Source organism: Streptomyces alanosinicus (assembly GCF_014650595.1).
GTDB classification, from domain to species: Bacteria; Actinomycetota; Actinomycetes; order Streptomycetales; family Streptomycetaceae; genus Streptomyces; species Streptomyces alanosinicus.
Genome location: NZ_BMVG01000001.1, coordinates 208,622 through 227,093 on the forward strand (window position 1 = coordinate 208,622; position 18,472 = coordinate 227,093).

16 protein-coding genes are annotated in these 18,472 nt (G+C 70.8%); 5 read left to right on the plus strand and 11 right to left on the minus strand.

The genetic code is table 11. The features are described from left to right. Positions 1-44: 44 nt before the first annotated feature. The 4 genes from IE277_RS00965 to IE277_RS00980 all read right to left on the minus strand — a co-directional run bounded on the left by IE277_RS00965 (position 45) and on the right by IE277_RS00980 (position 3,965). Positions 45-692, minus strand: coding sequence for an AAA family ATPase (locus IE277_RS00965; RefSeq protein WP_189947522.1), 648 nt, complete (start codon positions 690-692; stop codon positions 45-47). A 34-nt stretch (positions 693-726) separates the two neighbouring features. Continuing rightward, positions 727-1,548: an ABC transporter permease gene (locus IE277_RS00970; RefSeq protein WP_189947524.1), complete on the minus strand. Its 822-nt coding sequence runs from the start codon at positions 1,546-1,548 to the stop codon at positions 727-729. An 85-nt stretch (positions 1,549-1,633) separates the two neighbouring features. Further along, on the minus strand, positions 1,634-2,647 hold the full coding sequence (locus IE277_RS00975; protein ID WP_189947526.1) for an ABC transporter ATP-binding protein: 1,014 nt from the start codon (positions 2,645-2,647) through the stop codon (positions 1,634-1,636). A 97-nt stretch (positions 2,648-2,744) separates the two neighbouring features. Beyond that, positions 2,745-3,965, minus strand: coding sequence for an NYN domain-containing protein (locus IE277_RS00980; RefSeq protein ID WP_189947528.1), 1,221 nt, complete (start codon positions 3,963-3,965; stop codon positions 2,745-2,747). Between the two features lie 225 nt (positions 3,966-4,190). Between IE277_RS00980 and IE277_RS00985 the strand changes: the two genes are divergently transcribed. Continuing rightward, positions 4,191-4,355, plus strand: coding sequence for a hypothetical protein (locus IE277_RS00985; protein WP_189947530.1), 165 nt, complete (start codon positions 4,191-4,193; stop codon positions 4,353-4,355). Between the two features lie 110 nt (positions 4,356-4,465). Here the strand turns inward: IE277_RS00985 and dnaE are convergent, their stop codons facing one another. After that, the gene (dnaE, locus tag IE277_RS00990) at positions 4,466-8,008 is read right to left on the minus strand and encodes a DNA polymerase III subunit alpha (RefSeq protein ID WP_189947532.1); all 3,543 of its coding nucleotides are present in this window, start codon (positions 8,006-8,008) and stop codon (positions 4,466-4,468) included. Between the two features lie 255 nt (positions 8,009-8,263). Here dnaE and IE277_RS00995 point away from each other — a divergent pair, with 255 nt between their 5' ends. The 4 genes from IE277_RS00995 (at position 8,264) to IE277_RS01010 (ending at position 13,058) form a co-directional block, all read left to right on the plus strand. Continuing rightward, complete coding sequence (locus IE277_RS00995) at positions 8,264-9,589, plus strand: DUF2252 domain-containing protein (RefSeq protein ID WP_189947534.1); 1,326 nt, start codon at positions 8,264-8,266, stop codon at positions 9,587-9,589. A gap of 67 nt (positions 9,590-9,656) precedes the next feature. Next, positions 9,657-10,346, plus strand: coding sequence for a hypothetical protein (locus tag IE277_RS01000; protein WP_189947536.1), 690 nt, complete (start codon positions 9,657-9,659; stop codon positions 10,344-10,346). Positions 10,347-10,480: 134 nt separating this feature from the next. Continuing rightward, positions 10,481-11,293, plus strand: a complete 813-nt coding sequence (locus IE277_RS01005; protein ID WP_189947538.1) for a thioredoxin domain-containing protein — start codon at positions 10,481-10,483, stop codon at positions 11,291-11,293. A 94-nt stretch (positions 11,294-11,387) separates the two neighbouring features. Continuing rightward, positions 11,388-13,058, plus strand: a complete 1,671-nt coding sequence (locus IE277_RS01010; protein WP_189947540.1) for an alkaline phosphatase D family protein — start codon at positions 11,388-11,390, stop codon at positions 13,056-13,058. Positions 13,059-13,064: 6 nt separating this feature from the next. On the opposite strand, the gene IE277_RS01015 is transcribed toward IE277_RS01010, so the two are convergent. The 6 genes from IE277_RS01015 to lspA form a co-directional block, all read right to left on the minus strand. Further along, on the minus strand, positions 13,065-13,643 hold the full coding sequence (locus IE277_RS01015) for a dienelactone hydrolase family protein (RefSeq protein ID WP_189947541.1): 579 nt from the start codon (positions 13,641-13,643) through the stop codon (positions 13,065-13,067). A 148-nt stretch (positions 13,644-13,791) separates the two neighbouring features. Next, the gene (locus IE277_RS01020; protein WP_189947543.1) at positions 13,792-14,532 is read right to left on the minus strand and encodes an SDR family NAD(P)-dependent oxidoreductase; all 741 of its coding nucleotides are present in this window, start codon (positions 14,530-14,532) and stop codon (positions 13,792-13,794) included. A gap of 91 nt (positions 14,533-14,623) precedes the next feature. Next, positions 14,624-16,210, minus strand: coding sequence for a Na+/H+ antiporter (locus tag IE277_RS01025; protein WP_189947545.1), 1,587 nt, complete (start codon positions 16,208-16,210; stop codon positions 14,624-14,626). A 96-nt stretch (positions 16,211-16,306) separates the two neighbouring features. Further along, positions 16,307-16,774: a GNAT family N-acetyltransferase gene (locus IE277_RS01030; RefSeq protein WP_189947547.1), complete on the minus strand. Its 468-nt coding sequence runs from the start codon at positions 16,772-16,774 to the stop codon at positions 16,307-16,309. Further along, a complete protein-coding gene (locus IE277_RS01035; RefSeq protein ID WP_189947548.1) occupies positions 16,771-17,715 on the minus strand; it encodes an RluA family pseudouridine synthase in 945 nt (314 codons plus the stop codon). The genes IE277_RS01030 and IE277_RS01035 overlap by 4 nt, the downstream gene beginning before the upstream one ends. A gap of 73 nt (positions 17,716-17,788) precedes the next feature. Further along, positions 17,789-18,430, minus strand: coding sequence for a signal peptidase II (gene lspA, locus IE277_RS01040; RefSeq protein ID WP_189947550.1), 642 nt, complete (start codon positions 18,428-18,430; stop codon positions 17,789-17,791). Positions 18,431-18,472 lie beyond the last annotated feature (42 nt).

The following is an 18,472-nucleotide window of genomic DNA, read 5'->3' on the forward strand; positions in this document are numbered from 1 at the left end:
GCGCCTGGTGCGTCCTACGCCCGGCGTCCTGCACCCGGTGCGTCCTACGCCTGGTGCGGATACGGCAGTTCGGGCTCGGGATCCCGGGGTCCGAACAGCGCCGTCAGCCCGAGGTGGACCACCAGCGCGCCCAGCGGCCACGCCAGCAGGGCACCCTTCGCCCCCAGCTTCAACGGCGCCGAGAAGGCGACCCCCTTCCCCGCCTGCTTCGCATGCGCGATCACATCGGACTCGGGGCCCAGCCACACCCCCAGCCGCCACGCCAGCACCGAACCGAGCAGCGCGCCGACCCCGAGCGCCACCACGGCGGGCACACCGCCACCGCGCCGCCACAGAAAGACGACCACGCCGCTGACGACCCCGAAGGCCAGCGCCAACAGGGTGAACGTGCCGTCCACGCCTATCGCCTGTTCCCCCTCGCTGTCCTTCAGATAGACGACCCAGCTCTTGTCGACCTCGTCGCCGACCAGCGGCACATGCGGCGCCAGCCACCACCACAGCAGCCCCAGCAGCACCCCGCCCAATGCCACGGCCACCGTGATGACGGCGGCCTCCCGCAGTTCGGTCTTCATCCCGGGGCCGTCCTGTTCGTACCAGCCCCCGCCCTGGGCCCCGGCGGACGGCGGCGCCTGCCAGACCTGGTGCGGGGAGTCGTCGTGCGGTGGCGGTGGCGGAGTCAGCGGTGCGGTCATCCTGACATCGTGCCAGGTCGCGCTGTGGGCCGCGTCACCGGACGGCCGCCCGGCGGTACGCCCAGGTCGCCACGGCCAGCGAGACCACACCGACACCCGCGCAGACCCCCAGGTCGACCAGGACGACGGCCCAGTCCGGGTGCGCCTCGAAGGTGCGGGCGTAGGCCTCGACGCCGTAGGTCGACGGCAGCAGGTCCCGTGCCAGCCGGACGATCTCCGGCATCCGGTCGGCCGGCAGCACACCCAGCAGCAGCGCGGCCGACATGCCGAGCTGCCCGAGCAGCGTGGCCAGCTCGGGCCGTGGTGCGAGCAGCCCGCAGGCGGCGCCCAGCCCGGACAGCGCGGCCCCGGCCAGCGGGATCACGGCCAGCAGGACCCACAGGTTGGCGACCGGCAGCCCGAACAGCGCGCACCCGAAGGCGGCCGTCACCAGCGTTCCCGGCACCGTGAAGGAGGCGTACGCGGCCGCCGCGCCGAGCACCACCGCGGCCGGCGGCACCGGCAGGGTGGCGTAGTGATCGAGCCCGCCGCTGGCCCGCAGCTGGCCGAAGTACTGCGACAGCAGGTTCAGGGCCACATACGCGACGACCAGCACCGACGAGCCCGCCACCACGGACTCGGCCTCACTGCCGCTGTCCACGACACCCCGCATCATCACGGCGATACCGACGGACTGGAACGTCGCCACGAACAGCAGCGGGATCCGCGCCACCCGGGCCCGGGACAGCTGCGCCCGGTAGACGGCCGCCAGCGACGGCCACAGCCGCGCGGGCGGCCCGAGTTCGGCCGCGCCCCGTGCCGTCTCGGTCACGGCCGGGGCACCGCCCGGCAGAACCTCCGCGGGTACGACACTCACGTCGAGCTGCTCCTCTTCCCTACGGCGGTCGCGTAGCTCCCTACGGCAGTCGCGTAGACCCATACGCATCGCACGGCCGCCGCGCTCACGCCTTCACCAGCCCCTGCCGGGCCGCACCGCCGAGCGCCAGATAGACGTCCTCCAGGCTGGGCGTGGCGAGGGTGAAGTCGTCCAGGGCGGCGAAGGCGGCCCCGCCGGTCACGGTGGCGACGACGGCCCGGGCCTCCTCGGGCGCGAGCCGCAGCGTCCAGCGCCGGCCGGACTCGACCGCGCGCTCGCGCAGCGCGGTGACCTCGGGCACCTCCAGCGGCGCCCGCTCCCGCCACACCAGCTCGACCCGCACCTCGCCGGCGACCTGTTCCTTCAGTCCGGCGGGGGTGTCGCAGGCGATGACCCGCCCCTGGTCGAGTACGGCGACCCGGTCGAGCACGGTCTCGGCCTCGATGACGTTGTGGGTGACCAGCAGCACGGTCGTACCGCGCTCGGCGCGTCGCCGGTCCACGGCCGCCCAGACCGCGCGCCGGGCGACCGGGTCCATGCCGGTGGTCGGCTCGTCGAGCACGAGCAGCGGCCGCTCGCCGACGAGGGCGGCGGCGAGGCAGGCGAGCCTGCGCTGGCCGCCGGACAGCTTCTTCAGCGGTCGCCCGGCGATCGGCGTGAGCCCCAGCTCCTCCAGTACGGCGTCCCGCTCGGCCCGCGCCCGCGTCACCTCCAGGCCACGCAGGCGTCCGGTGGTCTCGGCGGCGAGGGAGACGGTCAGCTCGTCCAGCGCGGAGGACTCCTGACCGAGGTAGGCGAGCAGGCGCGCGGCCCGCTCGGGGTAGCGGACGATGTCGTGCCCGAGGATCTCGACGCTGCCGGTGTCCGGCCGGAGCAGCCCGGTGAGCTGTCGTACGAGGGTGGACTTGCCGGCGCCGTTCGGCCCGAGCAGCCCGAAGACCTCGCCGCGCCGCACCGCCAGCTCGACCCCGTCGGTGGCCCGTACCGCGGGGGTGCCGGGCGCGCCACGCCGGCCCTTCACGGCCGGATAGCTCTTGCCGAGCCCGCGCACGCGTACGACCTCGTCCTGCCGAGGTGCCGGTGTCACGCGCGTACTCACAAGGGACGAGACTACGGGGTGGTGGCGCTTTACCCGCCCTTGGGGGCGCATCCGTACGCGACCCGTAAGAATCCCCCGCCGCCGTGTCCCGGGCCGTTCACTCCCCCGCCGACGCGCTCTCCGCCGCGGCCGGTACGTCGATCTCCCGCCAGAACCCCGCCCGAATGGCGTAGCGGTCGTGTTCGTCGATCTGGTCGTCCTTGTGGGCGAGCAGCCCGAAGCGTGCGGCGTACCGCAACAGTTCGCCGTCGATGCGGTGCGGGATGCGCGGATACAGCTGCGACAGCTTCTGCAGATGGCCCTGGTCGCCGAGCCGGGACATCCAGCGGCGGGCGAAGACCTGCCCCACCTCGTACGGGTCGCCGCCGACGGTGGTGATGTCCTCCTCGCGGTCGGCCCAGCGCTGCTCGGCCGTGGTGAGCTGGGCGAGCGTCGGCATGGAGGCGACCTCGGGCGGCTCGGCGACGGCGCCCGGCCGGTCCACCCAGCCCTTGTCGGAGGACCAGCGCAGGGTCGCGGTCGCGGGGTGCTGCACGGGCTGGGCGCCGGGGGCGCGCAGCCCGGCGAGGTCCTTCGGGGTGGGAACGCCGCCCTTGGCGGCGGCCCGCTCCTGGGTGCCGTTCCCCGTCCCCGCGCCGGCCTCCGGGGGCGGGCCCTGCTCGGCGGCCCGCTCGGCCGTCGCGGAGAGGGCGGACTCGGGCAGCGGCGCGGACAGGATCGCGGCGATCTCTGGCCGGGGCACGGGCGGCGGGGCGCAGACGCCGGTCAGTTCCTTGGCGCGGACGGCCTGGGTGATCCAGGCCCGGTCCAGGACACGCCGCTCGTCGGCCTCGGCGACCAGGTCCTCGGACTGGTTGTAGTCGCCGTCGGCGGCCTGTACGGCCCACAGGTGGACGGCGACGCCGTGTTCCTTGGCGGCCATCATGCCGGGCAGCAGATCACCGTCGCCGGTGACGAGGACGACGTCGGAGCAGGCGCGATTGCGGGCCAGTTCGGTCAGCTCGGCGTGCATGGCGGCGTCGACGCCCTTCTGCGCCCAGCGTCCGTCACTGCGCGTGAGGGCGCCCAGCCGGACCGTGACTCTGGGCATCACCCGCAGCCGGCGGTGCTCCGGCTGGGGAACCCGGTCCGGGGCGCCGTCGAACCAGTAGATGCGCAGCAGTGGACGCTCGGTCTCCGACTCGGCGCGTTCACGCAGCGCCTGGATCAGCGCGGTGTGGTCGACGGTGATCCGGGACCGCGAGGGCTCACCCGCGAGGAGGCTGGCGGCTGCCCCCAGCAGATACCCGGCGTCCACCAGGACGATGCAGCGGTCCACGCGACTCACCCTCTTCCCGGGAGGTTTTGCTTCGGACTTCCTTCGAGTCTGCCCGACGGCACGGAGGTTAACGGCCCGAACTCGATCTTCGGCGTGGCGTTTGCGGCTCGCGCTCGCCCACCACCCCTGTCACACACGGTAATTATCCGACATGCGCCTGATGTCAGCGTATGTGAATCTGGTCCCGGTCCTGGCCCCTAGATCCCCCACAGGAGGCAGATCACCATGGCCAAGAACAAGAAGCAAGATCGTAAGCAGTCCCAGTCCGAGCACGCGCAGCAGCAGGCCCAGCGTTCGTCGCTGGAGTCGCAGTCCGAGCACCGGCAGAGCGACGTGACACCCTCGGACGTGGCGCGCAAGGGCAAGCAGAAGACCTTCGGCCACAACTAAAGGGCAGTTGAAGCCCAGGCACACAGGAGGGGCGCACCCATGGCGGGTGCGCCCCTTCGTCCACGACCTGGTGCGGTGACCGGTGTTCCCGGCCGGGTGCGGTGGCCGGGTCAGCCGGCCAGGCAGGACGGGCCGAGCAGCACCTTCAAGTCGCCGAACAGCGCGGGATCGGGCTTGACCCGGTGCCGGTCCAGGCGCAGCACCGTCGTCTTGCGCGGGCCTTGGAGCTTGATGCGGACCTCGCTGTCGCCCTTGTGGTGACTGAGGATCTCGCCGAGGCGGCTGACCATCGGCGGGGTGACCCTGGTGGCCGGGATGGTGAGGATGACCGGCGCGTTGGTGCCCGCGTTGGACAGGTCCGGGACCATCAGCTCCATGGCGACGAGCCGGGGCACGTCCTCGCGCTTGTCGAGGCGTCCCTTGACGAACACCACGGCGTCCTCGACGAGTTGGGTCGAGATGAGCTGGTACGTCGCCGGGAAGAACATGCACTCGATGGAGCCGGCGAGGTCCTCGACGGTGGCGATGGCCCAGGCGTTGCCCTGCTTGGTCATCTTGCGCTGCAGGCCCGAGATGATGCCGCCGATCGTGACGACCGCGCCGTCCGCGTGCTCGCCGCCGGTGAGCTGGGAGATGCCCGCGTCGGCCTTGTCCGACAGCACGTGCTCCAGGCCGAAGAGCGGGTGGTCGGAGACGTACAGACCGAGCATCTCCCGCTCCTGGGCGAGCAGATAGGTCTTGTCCCACTCGTCGGTGGTGAACTCCACGTCGAGTCCGAAGCCGGGCTCGCTGCTGGTCTCCTCGCCCATGCCGCCGAAGAGATCGAACTGTCCCTCGGCCTCCTTGCGCTTGACCGCGACCACGTTGTCGATCATCGGCTCGTACTGCGCCGTGAGCCCCTTGCGGGTGTGGCCCATGGTGTCGAAGGCGCCGGCCTTGATCAGCGATTCCGTGGTGCGCTTGTTGCACGCGACCGCCTCGACCTTGTCCAGATAGTCGGGGAAGGAGGCGTACTTGCCCTTCGCCTTGCGGCTTCTGATGATCGACTCCACCACGTTGGTGCCGACGTTGCGCACGGCTTCGAGGCCGAAGAGGATCACGTCGTCGCCCTGGGCGGCGAAGTTGTGCACCGACTCGTTGACGTTCGGCGGGAGCACCTTGATGCCCATGCGGCGGCACTCGTTGAGGTAGATCGCCGACTTGTCCTTGTCGTCCTTGACGGAGGTCAGCAGGGCGGCCATGTACTCGGCGGGGTAGTTCGCCTTCAGATAGGCGGTCCAGTACGTGACCAGGCCGTACGCGGAGGAGTGCGCCTTGTTGAACGCGTAGCCGGCGAACGGCACCAGGACGTCCCACAGGGCCTGGATCGCCGCGTCGGAGAACCCGTTCTTGCGGGCGCCCTCCTGGAAGATGGTGAAGTTCTTCGCCAGTTCCTCGGGCTTCTTCTTGCCCATGACGCGGCGCAGGATGTCGGCCTCGCCGAGCGAGTACCCGGCGATGATCTGGGCGGCCTTCTGCACCTGCTCCTGGTACACGATCAGGCCGTAGGTCAGGCCGAGGGTCTCCTTGAGCGGGTCCGCCAGCTCCGGGTGGATCGGCGTGATCTCCTGGCGGCCGTTCTTGCGCTCCGCGTAGTTGATGTGCGAGTTCATGCCCATCGGGCCCGGCCGGTACAGGGCCGAGACGGCGGAGATGTCCTCGAAGTTGTCGGGCTGCATCTGGCGCAGCAGGGAACGCATCGGGCCGCCGTCGAACTGGAACACGCCGAGCGTGTCACCGCGGCAGAGCAGCTCGTACGTCTTCGGGTCGTCGAGCGGCACTTCCAGCAGCTGCAGCTTGACGCCCTTGTTGGCCTCCACCATCTTCACGGCGTCGTCCATGATCGTGAGGTTCCTGAGGCCCAGGAAGTCCATCTTGATCAGGCCGAGCGACTCGCACTGGGGGTAGTCCCACTGTGTGATGGTCACGCCGTCGGTGTGGCGCACCCAGATCGGGGCGTGCTCGATGATCGGCTCGCTGGACATGATCACACCGGCGGCGTGCACGCCCATCTGCCGGACCAGGCCCTCCACACCGCGCGCGGTGTCGATGACCTTCTTGACATCCGGTTCGTTCTCGTACATCCCCCGGACCTCGCCCGCCTCGTTGTAGCGGGGGTGTTCGGGGTTGGTGATGCCGTCGAGGTCGATGCCCTTGCCGAGGACGTCGGCGGGCATCGCCTTGGTGATGCGGTCACCCATCGCGTACGGGTAGCCGAGCACGCGCGCGGAGTCCTTGATCGCGTTCTTCGCCTTGATCTTGCCGTACGTGCCGATCATGGCGACCTTGTCGGCGCCGTACTTCTCGGTCACGTACCTGATCACCTCGACGCGCCTGCGCTCGTCGAAGTCGATGTCGACGTCGGGCATGGAGACGCGCTCGGGGTTGAGGAACCGCTCGAAGATCAGCCCGTGCTCGATCGGGTCGAGGTCGGTGATGCCCATCGCGTACGCGACGATCGAACCCGCGGCGGAACCACGGCCGGGGCCCACCGCGATGCCGTTGTTCTTCGCCCACATGATGAAGTCGGCGACGACGAGGAAGTAGCCCGGGAACCCCATCTGGATGATGACGTCCATCTCGTACTCCGCCTGCTTCTGGCGGTCCTCCGGGACGCCACCCGGGTAGCGGCGGTTCATGCCGCGCCGCACTTCCTCCTTGAACCAGGTGACGTTGGTGTAGCCCTCCTCCGGGATGTCGAACTTGGGCATGAGGTCGCGCTTCTCGAACATGCCCGTGGTGTCGACCATCTCGGCGACGAGGAGCGTGTTGGCGCAGCCCTCCTGCCAGGCGTCCGAGGAGTCGATGGCGTACATCTCGTCCGTGGACTTCAGGTAGTAGCCGGTGCCGTCGAACTTGAAGCGGTCGGGGTCGGAGAGGTTCTTGCCGGTCTGGATGCACAGCAGGGCGTCGTGGGCACCCGCCTCGTGCGCGTACGTGTAGTGCGAGTCGTTGGTGACCAGCGGGGGGATGCCGAGCTTCTTGCCGATCTCCAGGAGGCCGTCGCGGACCCGGTGCTCGATGTCGATGCCGTGGTCCATCAGCTCCAGGAAGTACCGGTCCTTGCCGAAGATGTCCTGGTAGTCGGCGGCGGCCTGCAGCGCCTCGTCGTACTGGCCGAGGCGGAGCCGGGTCTGGAGCTCGCCGGAGGGGCAGCCGGTGGAGGCGACGATGCCCTCGGACCACTGGGAGATGGTCTCCTTGTCCATCCGGGGCCACTTCTGCAGCCAGCCCTCGGCGTAGGCGTCGGAGGAGAGCCGGAAGAGGTTGTGCAGACCGGTCTTGTTCACCGCCCACATCGTCTTGTGGGTGTAACCGCCGGAGCCGGAGACGTCGTCGCGCTTCTGGTGCGGCTGGCCCCACTGGATCTTGCGTTTGTTGCGCCGGGACTCGGGGGCGACATAGGCCTCGATCCCGATGATCGGGGTGATTCCGGCCTTTGTCGCGGAGTGGAAGAAGTCGTACGCCCCGTGGAGGTTGCCGTGGTCGGACATGGCGATGTGCGTCATGCCCATCTCATTGCAGGCATTGAACATGTCCTTGAGCCGCGCGGCACCGTCCAGCAGCGAGTACTGGGTGTGGACGTGCAGGTGCGTGAAGGGCGGCTTTGACACGGTATGGCCTCCAACGGAAAACACTGGGGGACGGGCGGGCGGACAGTTCTGGGGTCAGCGTCGAAGTCTATGCCCCGGGACTGACACTGGAGTGATTCTGTGGCGCGAAGCGCCTCGATGAGGGGCGGCGGTCGGGAGACGGGCGGGCAGTCCGGCCGTACCTTCATGCGGGAACCGGGCACTCCCGCGTGGCGTCGCCCGTTGATACGGCAGAAACGCTGTCGTACAGGTATTTGCACCAGGAGGCACCCCGCGATGTCGGTCCCCCAGCTCAGCGACGAGCAGCGCGGCGAGGAGATCCTCGCCGTCTTCGACACCGCCTTCGGCCGGCTCCTGGCCGCCGACCCGGCCGCGTTCCGGGTGAAGTTCCGGAAGATGGCGGCCTCGGCCTTCGCGTTCTACCGGGGCACGGCGTGCCTCTTCTACCACGACCTCGACGCCGAGAAGCGCGGCGGCCCGTTCCTGGACGACCGCACCTCGCGCGTGTGGATCCACGGCGACCTGCACGCGGAGAACTTCGGCACGTACATGGACGCGGACGGCCGCCTGGTCTTCAACGTCAACGACTTCGACGAGGCGTACGTCGGCCCGTTCACCTGGGACCTGAAGCGCTTCGCGGCATCGATCGCCCTCATCGGGTACGCGAAAGCACTCAGCGACGAGCAGATCACCGAGCTGGTCTCGGTCTACGCCGCCGCCTACCGCGAGCGCGTCCACGCCCTCGCCACGGGCGCCAAGCGCGACGAGGTGCCGCCGTTCACCCTGGACAGCGCCGAGGGCCCGCTGCTGGGCGCCCTGCGGGCCGCCCGGTCGCTGACCCGCTTCGAGCTGCTGGAGTCGATGACCGAGATCCGTGACTTCGAGCGCCGCTTCGCGCCGGGCGGCGGCTCCATCGAGCTGGACGCGGCCACTCGCTACAAGGTCCTCGCGGCCTTCGACGGCTATCTGGAGACGCTGCCGGACTCCTCCCTGGCCCGCCCGGACTCCTACCGCGTCAAGGACGTCGTCGGCCGCCGGGGCATCGGCATAGGGTCCGCCGGCCTGCCGTCGTACAACATCCTGCTGGAGGGCCACAGCGACGCCCTGGAGAACGACGTCGTGATCTACATCAAGCAGGCCCAGACCCCGGCCGTCTCCCGGCACATCACGGATCCCGCCATCGCCGGCTACTTCGAGCACGAGGGCCACCGCACGGTGATCTCCCAGCGTGCCCTGCAGGCGCACGCCGACCCGTGGCTGGGCTGGACCGAGCTGGACGGCGCGGGCCAGCTGGTCGCCGAGGTCTCGCCGTACGCCGTCGACCTGGACTGGAGCGAGCTCGACGACCCGGAGGAGATCGCCCAGGTCGTCGCCGACCTGGGCCGGGCCACCGCGACGATGCACGCGGCGGCGGACGACACCTCCGGCGAGTCCCTGGTGCCGTTCTCCACCGAGCGGGCCATCGACGCGGCGCTCGCCGCCGACGAGGAGGGTTTCGCGCCCCTCCTGGTGGAATTCGCGCACCGCTACGGCGCACGCGCGCGTGCCGACCACCAGATCTTCGTCGACCTGTTCCGCAACGGCCGAATTCCGGGGCTGTGACCTTCGCACCATCACAGGCACTCTTTAGGGGTCTCTTACTCACGTACGTGACAGACTCTTTTCCGCTATGGACATATCCGGGACCCAGCTCAGAGCCGTGCGCGCGGCGCTGTTCACGGCAGTCGTCGTGACGCTCAGCACCGCGTCGCACGTGCTGCTGTCCCGGGCCCCGCTGCCGACGGGGACGGTGCTGGCGGTCTGCGCGGGCGTGTTCGCCGGCGCGTACGCGCTGGCGGGCCGCGAGCGCGGCTTCGCCCGGATCGCGGTACTGCTGATCCCGCTGGAGCTGACCGCCGACACGGTGTTCACCACCGGCCAGAACACCTGCTACGGCCGGGCGGGCGGCCCGGTCGCCGGCCCGCTGCACACGTTCGGCTTCAACGTGCTGTGCGAGGGCGGTGCCGTCGGCACCCCGCTGGCCCAGATGACCGGCGCCCGCGGCCGCCCCGAGGCGATACTGGCGCACACCAGTCCGGCGGCCGCCTGGCTGCTGCTCGCCGCGCACATCGGCGTGGGCCTGCTCGCCGCCGCCTGGCTGCGCCGGGGCGAGCGGGCGCTGACGCAGCTGCTGCGCGCGGTCGCCGCCACCACCTTCCGGCCGCTGCTGCTCGCGGCGGCCGCGGTCGCCGTCCGGCTGACCCCGGTGCGCCGGCTGCCCCGCCCGGCGCCGCGCCGGACCACCGCCCGCGATCTGCTTCTCGTGCACTCCCTGGGACGGCGTGGACCGCCGTGCTCATCCGCCCTCGCCCCCTGCTGAGCGTCGCCGCCCGAGCGACGCCGGCTCCGCAGCGCCCCGTCGGACGGCGCCGGGGCGGCGGCATCTGAGCACAGCCAGTCCCCCACACGTATCCCGCGTACGGCATGTGCGCGTCCCACACGGAGATCATCAGTATGAGCAAGCGGAACAGTCAGTCGGCGAAGACGGCGGCCCGAGAGCGGCTGCGCGAGGAGCGCGAGCGCCAGGCCAAGCGGGACAAGGCCAGGCGGCAGGTCATGGTGGCCGCCTCGGTCGTGGCCGTGCTGGCCGTGGCCGGCGGCATCGGCTACGCCGTCGTCCAGGCGAACAAGCCCACCGGATGGGAAGCCGCGAAGGACCAGAAGCTCGTGAAGCCGGCCAACACCACGGGCGCGGACGGCACGACCGTCATCATCGGCAAGAGCACCGCCAAGAAGACCCTCACCATCTACGAGGACCCGCGCTGCCCGATCTGCGCCCATTTCGAGCAGGTCGTCGGTACGACCGTGAAGAAGGACCTCGACGAGGGCAAGTACAAGCTCCGGTACGTCGGCGCCACCTTCCTCGACAACAACCTGCCCGGTGTGGGCTCCAAGAACGCGCTGAGCGCCCTCGGCGCCGCGCTCAACGTCAGCCCCGAGGCGTTCCTCGAGTTCCGGTCCTCGATGTACTCGGCGAAGTGGCACCCCGACGAGAACGACGACAAGTTCAAGGACGACGCCTATCTGATCAAGATCGCCGACACGGTCCCCGCCCTGAAGGGCAACGCGGCGTTCCAGAAGGCCGTGAAGGACGGCACCTACGACAGGTGGGCGCTGGAGGAGTCCAAGATCTTCGACAAGGACGGCATCGAGGGCACGCCGACCCTGAAGATGGACGACAAGACGCTGACCGGCCCCGGCGGCAAGAACCCGCCCTTGACCGTGGCCGATTTCAACAAGGCGGTCGACGCGGAGCTGAAGAGCTGACGCTCCGTCAGATTTCGACTTTCGCGTGAAGAGCGGGCGAACATTGGCTGTTCGCCCGCTCTTCTGCGCGTACCGGTCAGTAACCTGATCGCCTGTGACCAGTCGAAGCAGATCACTTTCGGCCGCCGAAGGCCGCAACTCCCTCTCGCCCCGCCGCCGTACGGTCGTCAAGGCCGCGGCGGCGACCGCTGTGCTGGCCGCGCCGCTCGCCGCCGCGCTTCCCGCGCGCGCCGCCGGCCAGGCCCCCGCCTTCCTGCACGGTGTCGCCTCCGGCGACCCGCTGCCCGACGGCGTGCTGCTGTGGACCCGGGTGACCCCGACCCCGCAGGCCGTCCCCGGCTCCGGGATCGGCCCGGACACCGACGTGAGCTGGGTCGTCGCCAAGGACAAGGCGTTCACCAGCATCGTCGCCAAGGGCACCGTCAAAGCGACTGCCGCCTCCGACCACACCGTGAAGGCCGACGTCCGCGGTCTGCAGCCGGCGACCGACTACTGGTTCCGGTTCTCGGCCGGCGGCACCGACTCGCCGGTGGCCCGCACCCGTACCGCCCCGGCGGCGGACGCGTCCGTCGCGGGCCTGCGCTTCGGCGTGGTCACCTGCGCCAACTGGGAGGCGGGCTACTTCGCCTCCTACCGTCACCTCGCCGCCCGGAGCGACCTGGACGCCTGGCTGCACCTCGGCGACTACATCTACGAGTACAAGTCCGGCGAGTACGCGGCCCGCGGCACGGTCGTCCGCCCGCACGCGCCCGCCAACGAGATCATCACGCTCGCCGACTACCGGATCCGGCACGGCAAGTACAAGACCGACCCCGATCTGCAGGCCCTGCACGTGAAGGCGCCGGTCATAGCGATCTGGGACGACCACGAGTTCGCCGACAACGCCTGGTCGGGCGGCGCGGTCAACCACACCGAGGGCGCCGAGGGCACCTGGACCGCCCGCAAGGCGGCCGCCAAGCAGGCCTACTTCGAGTGGATGCCGGTCCGGCCCGCCGTCGAGGGCACCACCTACCGGCGGCTGCGCTTCGGCAAGCTCGCCGATCTGTCGCTGCTGGACCTGCGCTCCTTCCGCTCCCAGCAGGCGTCCGCGGGCAGCGGCTCGGTGGACGACCCGAACCGGACGATGACCGGCCGCGCCCAGCTCGACTGGCTGAAGGCGGGGCTCAAGGCCTCCGACACCAAGTGGCGGCTGGTCGGCAACTCCGTGATGATCGCGCCGTTCGTCATCGGCTCCCTCACCGCCGACCTGCTCAAGCCGCTCGCCAAGCTGCTCGACCTGCCGCAGGACGGCATCGGCGTCAACACCGACCAGTGGGACGGCTACACCCACGACCGCCGCGAGCTCCTGGACCATCTGCGCTCGAACGCCATCGGCAACACCGTCTTCCTGACCGGTGACATCCATATGTCCTGGGCCAACGACGTGCCGGTGGACGCGGGCACCTATCCGCTGTCGCCGTCGGCGGCCACCGAGTTCGTGATCACCTCGGTGACCTCCGACAACCTCGACGACATCGTGAAGGTCCCCGAGGGCGTGGTCTCCGCGGTCGCCGCGCCGCTCATCGAGGCCGCCAACCGGCACGTCCACTGGGTGGACACCGACCGGCACGGCTACGGCGTGCTGGACATCACCGCCGACCGCGCGCAGATGGACTACTACGTCCTGTCCGACCGCACCGACGCGAACGCGACGTCCGCGTGGGAGCGTTCGTACCGCACCCGCAGCGGCACGCAGAAGGTCGAGCGGACCTACGACCCGGTGTAGCGGCGGCTACCCGGACTGCAGACCGTCGAGGAAGCCGAGAGCCACCCGCCAGGTGGCCTCGGCGGCCTCGGCGTCGTAGTCCGGCAGCTCCGGGTCGGTGTACAGGTGCCCGGCCCCGGCGTACCGATAGACCTCCACATCGGCGCCCGCCCGGCCCATCTGCAGATACCAGGCGCTCAGCCAGTCGTCCGTCTCGAACGGGTCCGGCTCGGCCACATGCAGCTGGACGGGCAGCTCGTCGGCCTCCGCGTTCGGCGCGATGTCCGACGTGCCGTGCAGAAGCAGCAGCCCGCGCGCCTTGTCGTCGCCGAGGGCCAGGGTCTGGGCGACGGAGGCCCCGAGCGAGAACCCCGCGTACACGAGCCCGCGCTCGGAGTACGGCGCCGCCGCGAGCACGGCCCGCTTCAGCAACTCCTCCTTGCCGATGCGCTCCTTGAACTCCATGCCCTCCTCGACGGTGTCGAACGTGTGCCCCTCGAAGAGGTCCGGCGTCCACACCTCGTGGCCGGCCGCGCGCAGCCGGTCCGCGGCCTCGCGCACCGCGGGCCTCAGGCCGTAGGTCGAGTGAAAAAGCATGATGTTCATGAGGCCATGGTGCCAGCCGGTGCGCCACCACCGGACCCGCCGGCCCCGGGAACACACCGGACCCGCTGTTCCCGGCCGCCCGGCACCGCTGCTTCCTGCCGCCCGGCACCGCTGCTCCGCAGCGACCGTCACAGACCTTCGGGGGCCGTCAGTTTCCGCGCTCCGCGCCGCCGTTGACCTGGATCACCTGTGAGGTGACATGCCCGGCGCCGGGCGAGGCCAGCCAGTGCAGGGTCGCGGCCACATCTCCCGGTATCCCGGGGCGGCCCGTCACCGTGTCGGCGATGAGCCGCGCCCGCCGGGCCTCGTCCATGGTGTCCCCGAAGAACTCGGTGTCCTCGATGTACCCCGGCGCGACCACGTTCACGGTGATGCCGCGTGGCCCCAGCTCCCGGGCCAGGTCGTGTGCGTACGGATGCAGCCCGGCCTTGGCCGCCGCGTAGGCGCCCGTGCCCGAGCCCCGGTAGGCGGCGATGGAGCTGACGAAGAGGACCCGGCCGCCGGGCGCGGCGAGCCGGTCCTTGAGCGCCTCGGTGAGGAGCGCGGCGGTCAGGACGTTCTGCCGGAAGTTGACGGTCCACCGATGGGCCACCTGGTCCAGGGGGTCTTCGCCGCCACCCGCGGGCTCCAGGTGCCCGGCGCCGCCGGCGCTGTGCACCAGGACGTCCACGGTGCCCAGCTCCTCGGCGACGAACCGGGCCACCCCGCGCACCTCCCCGGGCTCGGACAGGTCCGCCGCGCGGGTCAGCGCCCCCGGCACCCCGGCCTTCTCCAGCACCTCCGCGCGCCGCCCGAGCAACAGCACCCGGTCGCCGTCCGCCGCGAACGCCCGTGCCGTCGCCAGCCCGATTCCCGTACCGCCACCACTGATCACGATGTTGCGAGTCATGCATCCGAGAGTAGGAGCGAGCCGCCGACGGCGCCGGGATTTATCCACAGATCCGGCATATTTATATGACTATTCATCCGCATGGTGGAGGTCATCGCAGGCTGCGCACGTCGAGATGGCGGAGCACCCGGTCCACGATCTCCGGATCCGCCCCCGGCTCGCTGCGTGCCGCCAGCACCTCGTGCCGTGCCGCGCTCAGCATCTCGTTCTGGATGTTCCGGATCCGCTTCAGCCGTCCGACCCGCTGGTGCTGTGCCTCCCGCCGCTCCTCCTCGCCCATGTCGGGACTGATCCGGATCCCGATGTCGAAGGCCCGCCGCAGCATCTGCTCGGACAGATCCTCGGGCAGGTCCTCCACCTGCTCGATCTCCCGCAGTCTGCGCTTGGCCGCCTTCGCGGCCCGCACCGCCAGCTCCTTCTCGAACTCCTTCTCCCGCTCGGAGTCGGCCCGCACCCCGAGCCGCCTCACCAGCCACGGCAGTGTGAGCCCCTGCAGGACCAGCGTGACGATGATGACCCCGAAGGCGATGAAGATGATCTCGTCCCGGTCGGGGAACGGCGAGCCGTCGTCGGTCCTCAGCGGAATGGCCAGCGCCAGCGCCACCGAGGCCACCCCGCGCATCCCCGACCACCACATCACGACGGTCTCCCGCCAGCTGACCGGGATCTCCTCGTCGTAGTCCCGCCGCGCGTGCAGCCGCTTGGTCAGCCAGGTCGCGGGCAGCAGCCACACCAGCCGTACGACGATCACCACGCCCACGACGGTGGCGGCCCAGCCGAGCAGCTCGCCCCAGCGCCCCTCGGCCGTGCGGATGGCGTTGTGCAGTTCGAGGCCGATGAGCCCGAAGGCGACTCCGGTGACGAGGGTGTCGATGATGTCCCAGAAGGTGTGCCCGGCCAGCCGGGTCATCACGTCGTCGGCGCCGGTGGCGTACTCGGCGAGGAAGAGCGCCGTGGTGAGCACCGCCAGCACCCCGGAGCCGTGCAGCTTCTCGGCGAGGACGTAGGAGGCGTACGGCACCAGCAGGGTCATGCCGATCTGCAGCGTCGGATCGCCCAGCAGGTCCATCAGCTTGTTCGCACCCCAGCCGAGCACCAGGCCCACGACCAGCGCGACGACCGCGGACAGCACGAAGTCCAGGCCGGCCTGCCACACCGAGAACGAACGGCTCAGGACCGCGGCGATCGCCACGTGGTACAGCACGATGGCCGTGACGTCGTTGAAGAGCCCCTCGCCCTCCAGGATCGACACCAGCCGGCGCGGCAGCCCGAGCTGCCCGGCGACGCTGGTCGCGGCGACCGGGTCGGGCGGGGCGATCAGGGCGCCCAGTGCGACGGCGGCGGCGATCGGCAGCCCCGGCACGATCGCGTTGGCGACGAACGCCACACACACCGTCGTCACGAACACCAGGGCGACGGCCAGCAGGAAGATCGGGCGGACGTTGGCCGCGAACTGCCGCCAGGAGGTGCGCCGTACGGCGGCGTAGAGCAGCGGCGGAAGCAGACCAGGCAGGATCAGTTCCGGCGGGATGTCGACATCGGGCACGAAGTCGGCCACCGCGAGCATCCCGCCGAACACCGTCATCAGCACCGGGGCCGGCACCCCGAACCGGTCGCCCACCGGGACGCTCACCAGGGCCCCGAGCAGCAGGACGAACAGCAGAGCCAACTGGTCCACGGCCGGCGCTCCGGGGGTCGACGCTCACACGGCAGGCCTCAAGCCTGCCATCCGACCGGCCCCGACGCCTGCCGCGCCCCCGGTGCGCTGCGCCGCCTACAGCGCGCGGCGCATCGCGCGGTGCGGGATGCCGGCGTCCGGGAACTCCGGGCCGTACGGTGCGTAGCCGAGGCGTTCGTAGAAGCCCAGGGCCTGGGTCTGGGCGTGCAGGTCCACCGCGGCGAGACCACGCGCGCGTGCCGCGTCCTCGATGGCCCGGACCAGGGCCACGCCGACGCCGAGACCGCGGGCCGCGCGGGAGACGGCGAGCCGGCCCAGCGAGCCCACCGAAGCGTCCCCGCCGGTCTTCGCCGCCGCGGCCGCGCCGTGCAGCAGCCGCCCGGTGCCGAGCGGCACACCGTCCTCGCGGACCGCCAGCACATGCACGGCGACCGCGTCGTAGACGTCGTACTCGATGTCCTCGTCGACGCCCTGCTCGACGACGAAGACGTCCTTGCGGACGGCGAAGCAGGCCTCGCGGTCGGCGGGGTCCTCGGCAACCCGGACGGTGTACGGCGCGCTCACCCGTACGTCTCCTCGCGGACCTGGTCGAGGGCCTGCTGCAGGTCCTCGGGGTATGTGCTCTCGAACTCCACCCACTGGCCGTCCCCGGGGTGCTCGAAGCCGAGGCGCACGGCGTGCAGCCACTGGCGGGTCAGCCGCAGCCGCTTGGCGAGGGTGGGGTCGGCACCGTAGGTGAGGTCGCCGACGCAGGGGTGGCGGTGGGCGGACATATGGACGCGGATCTGGTGCGTGCGGCCGGTCTCCAGCTTCACGTCCAGCAGGGAGGCGGCGCGGAACGCCTCGACGAGGTCGTAGTGCGTCACCGAGGGCTTGCCGTCGGCGGTGACCGCCCACTTGTAGTCGTGGTGCGGGTGGCGGCCGATCGGGGCGTCGATCGTGCCGCTCGTCGGGTCCGGGTGGCCCTGGACCAGGGTGTGGTAACGCTTGTCGACCGTGCGCTCCTTGAACTGGCGCTTGAGCGAGGTGTACGCCCGCTCCGACTTGGCGACCACCATCAGGCCCGAGGTGCCGACGTCCAGCCGGTGCACGATGCCCTGGCGCTCGGCGGCGCCGGAGGTGGAGATCCGGTACCCGGCGGCGGCCAGGCCGCCGATGACGGTGGGGCCGCTCCAGCCCGGCGACGGGTGCGCGGCCACGCCGACCGGCTTGACGATCACGACCACGTCCTCGTCGTCGTGCACGATCTCCATGCCCTCGACCGGCTCCGCGACCACCTGCACCGGGGCGGGCGCCTGCGGCATCTCGACCTCCAGCCAGGCGCCGCCGCTCACCCGCTCGGACTTGCCGACCACCGCGCCGTCGACCTGGACCTTGCCGGCCGCGGCCAGCTCCGCCGCCTTGGTGCGGGAGAAGCCGAACATGCGGGAGATGGCGGCGTCGACGCGCTCGCCCTCCAGGCCGTCGGGCACGGGCAGGGTACGGATCTCGGGAATCGTGCTCACCCGTCGAGTATGCCGGACGGGCGGAACAGGCCCGAACGAGCCTGTGGAAAACCGGCTGTCGAGAGCCCTGGCGTCAGTCCTTGTGGACCGTGCCGTCCGGGTCCAGACCGCGGAAGGACAGCAGCACGATCAGGATGCCGCCGCACACGATCGCCGAGTCCGCGAGGTTGAAGACCGCGAAGCCCTTGGGCGCGATGAAGTCCACGACCTTGCCCTCGAAGACGCCCGGGGACCGAAAGATCCGGTCGGTGAGGTTGCCGAGGGCGCCGCCGAGCAGCAGTCCGAGCGCGATGGCCCACGGGTAGCTGTAGAGCTTGCGGGCCAGGCGGATGATCACCACGATCACGGCCGCGGCGATCAGGGTGAAGATGACCGTGAAGGCCGCGCCGAAGCCGAAGGCCGCGCCCGGGTTGCGGATGGCGTTCAGCTCCAGCCAGTCCCCGACGACCTTGATCGGCGCACGGCCCTCCAGCTTCGCGACCACGAGCGTCTTGCTGATCAGGTCGAGGGCATACGCGAACGAGGCCACCGCGAACAGCAGGGCGATCCGGCGCCCGCGGGAGCCCCGTGCGGCCGCCGGGGCCTGCCGCTCGCCCGCGCGGGACGCACCGGGGACGGCGGAGGGGCCGGAGCCGGCGGACGCTCCCGCCGCCGTGTGCTCACCGCTGTCGTCCGGGGTGTCCGGCGTTTTGATGATGCGCTCCGCCTCTGCCACGTGAGTCCCTCAACCTAGGTGCCTGACTGAGGACGAGACTAC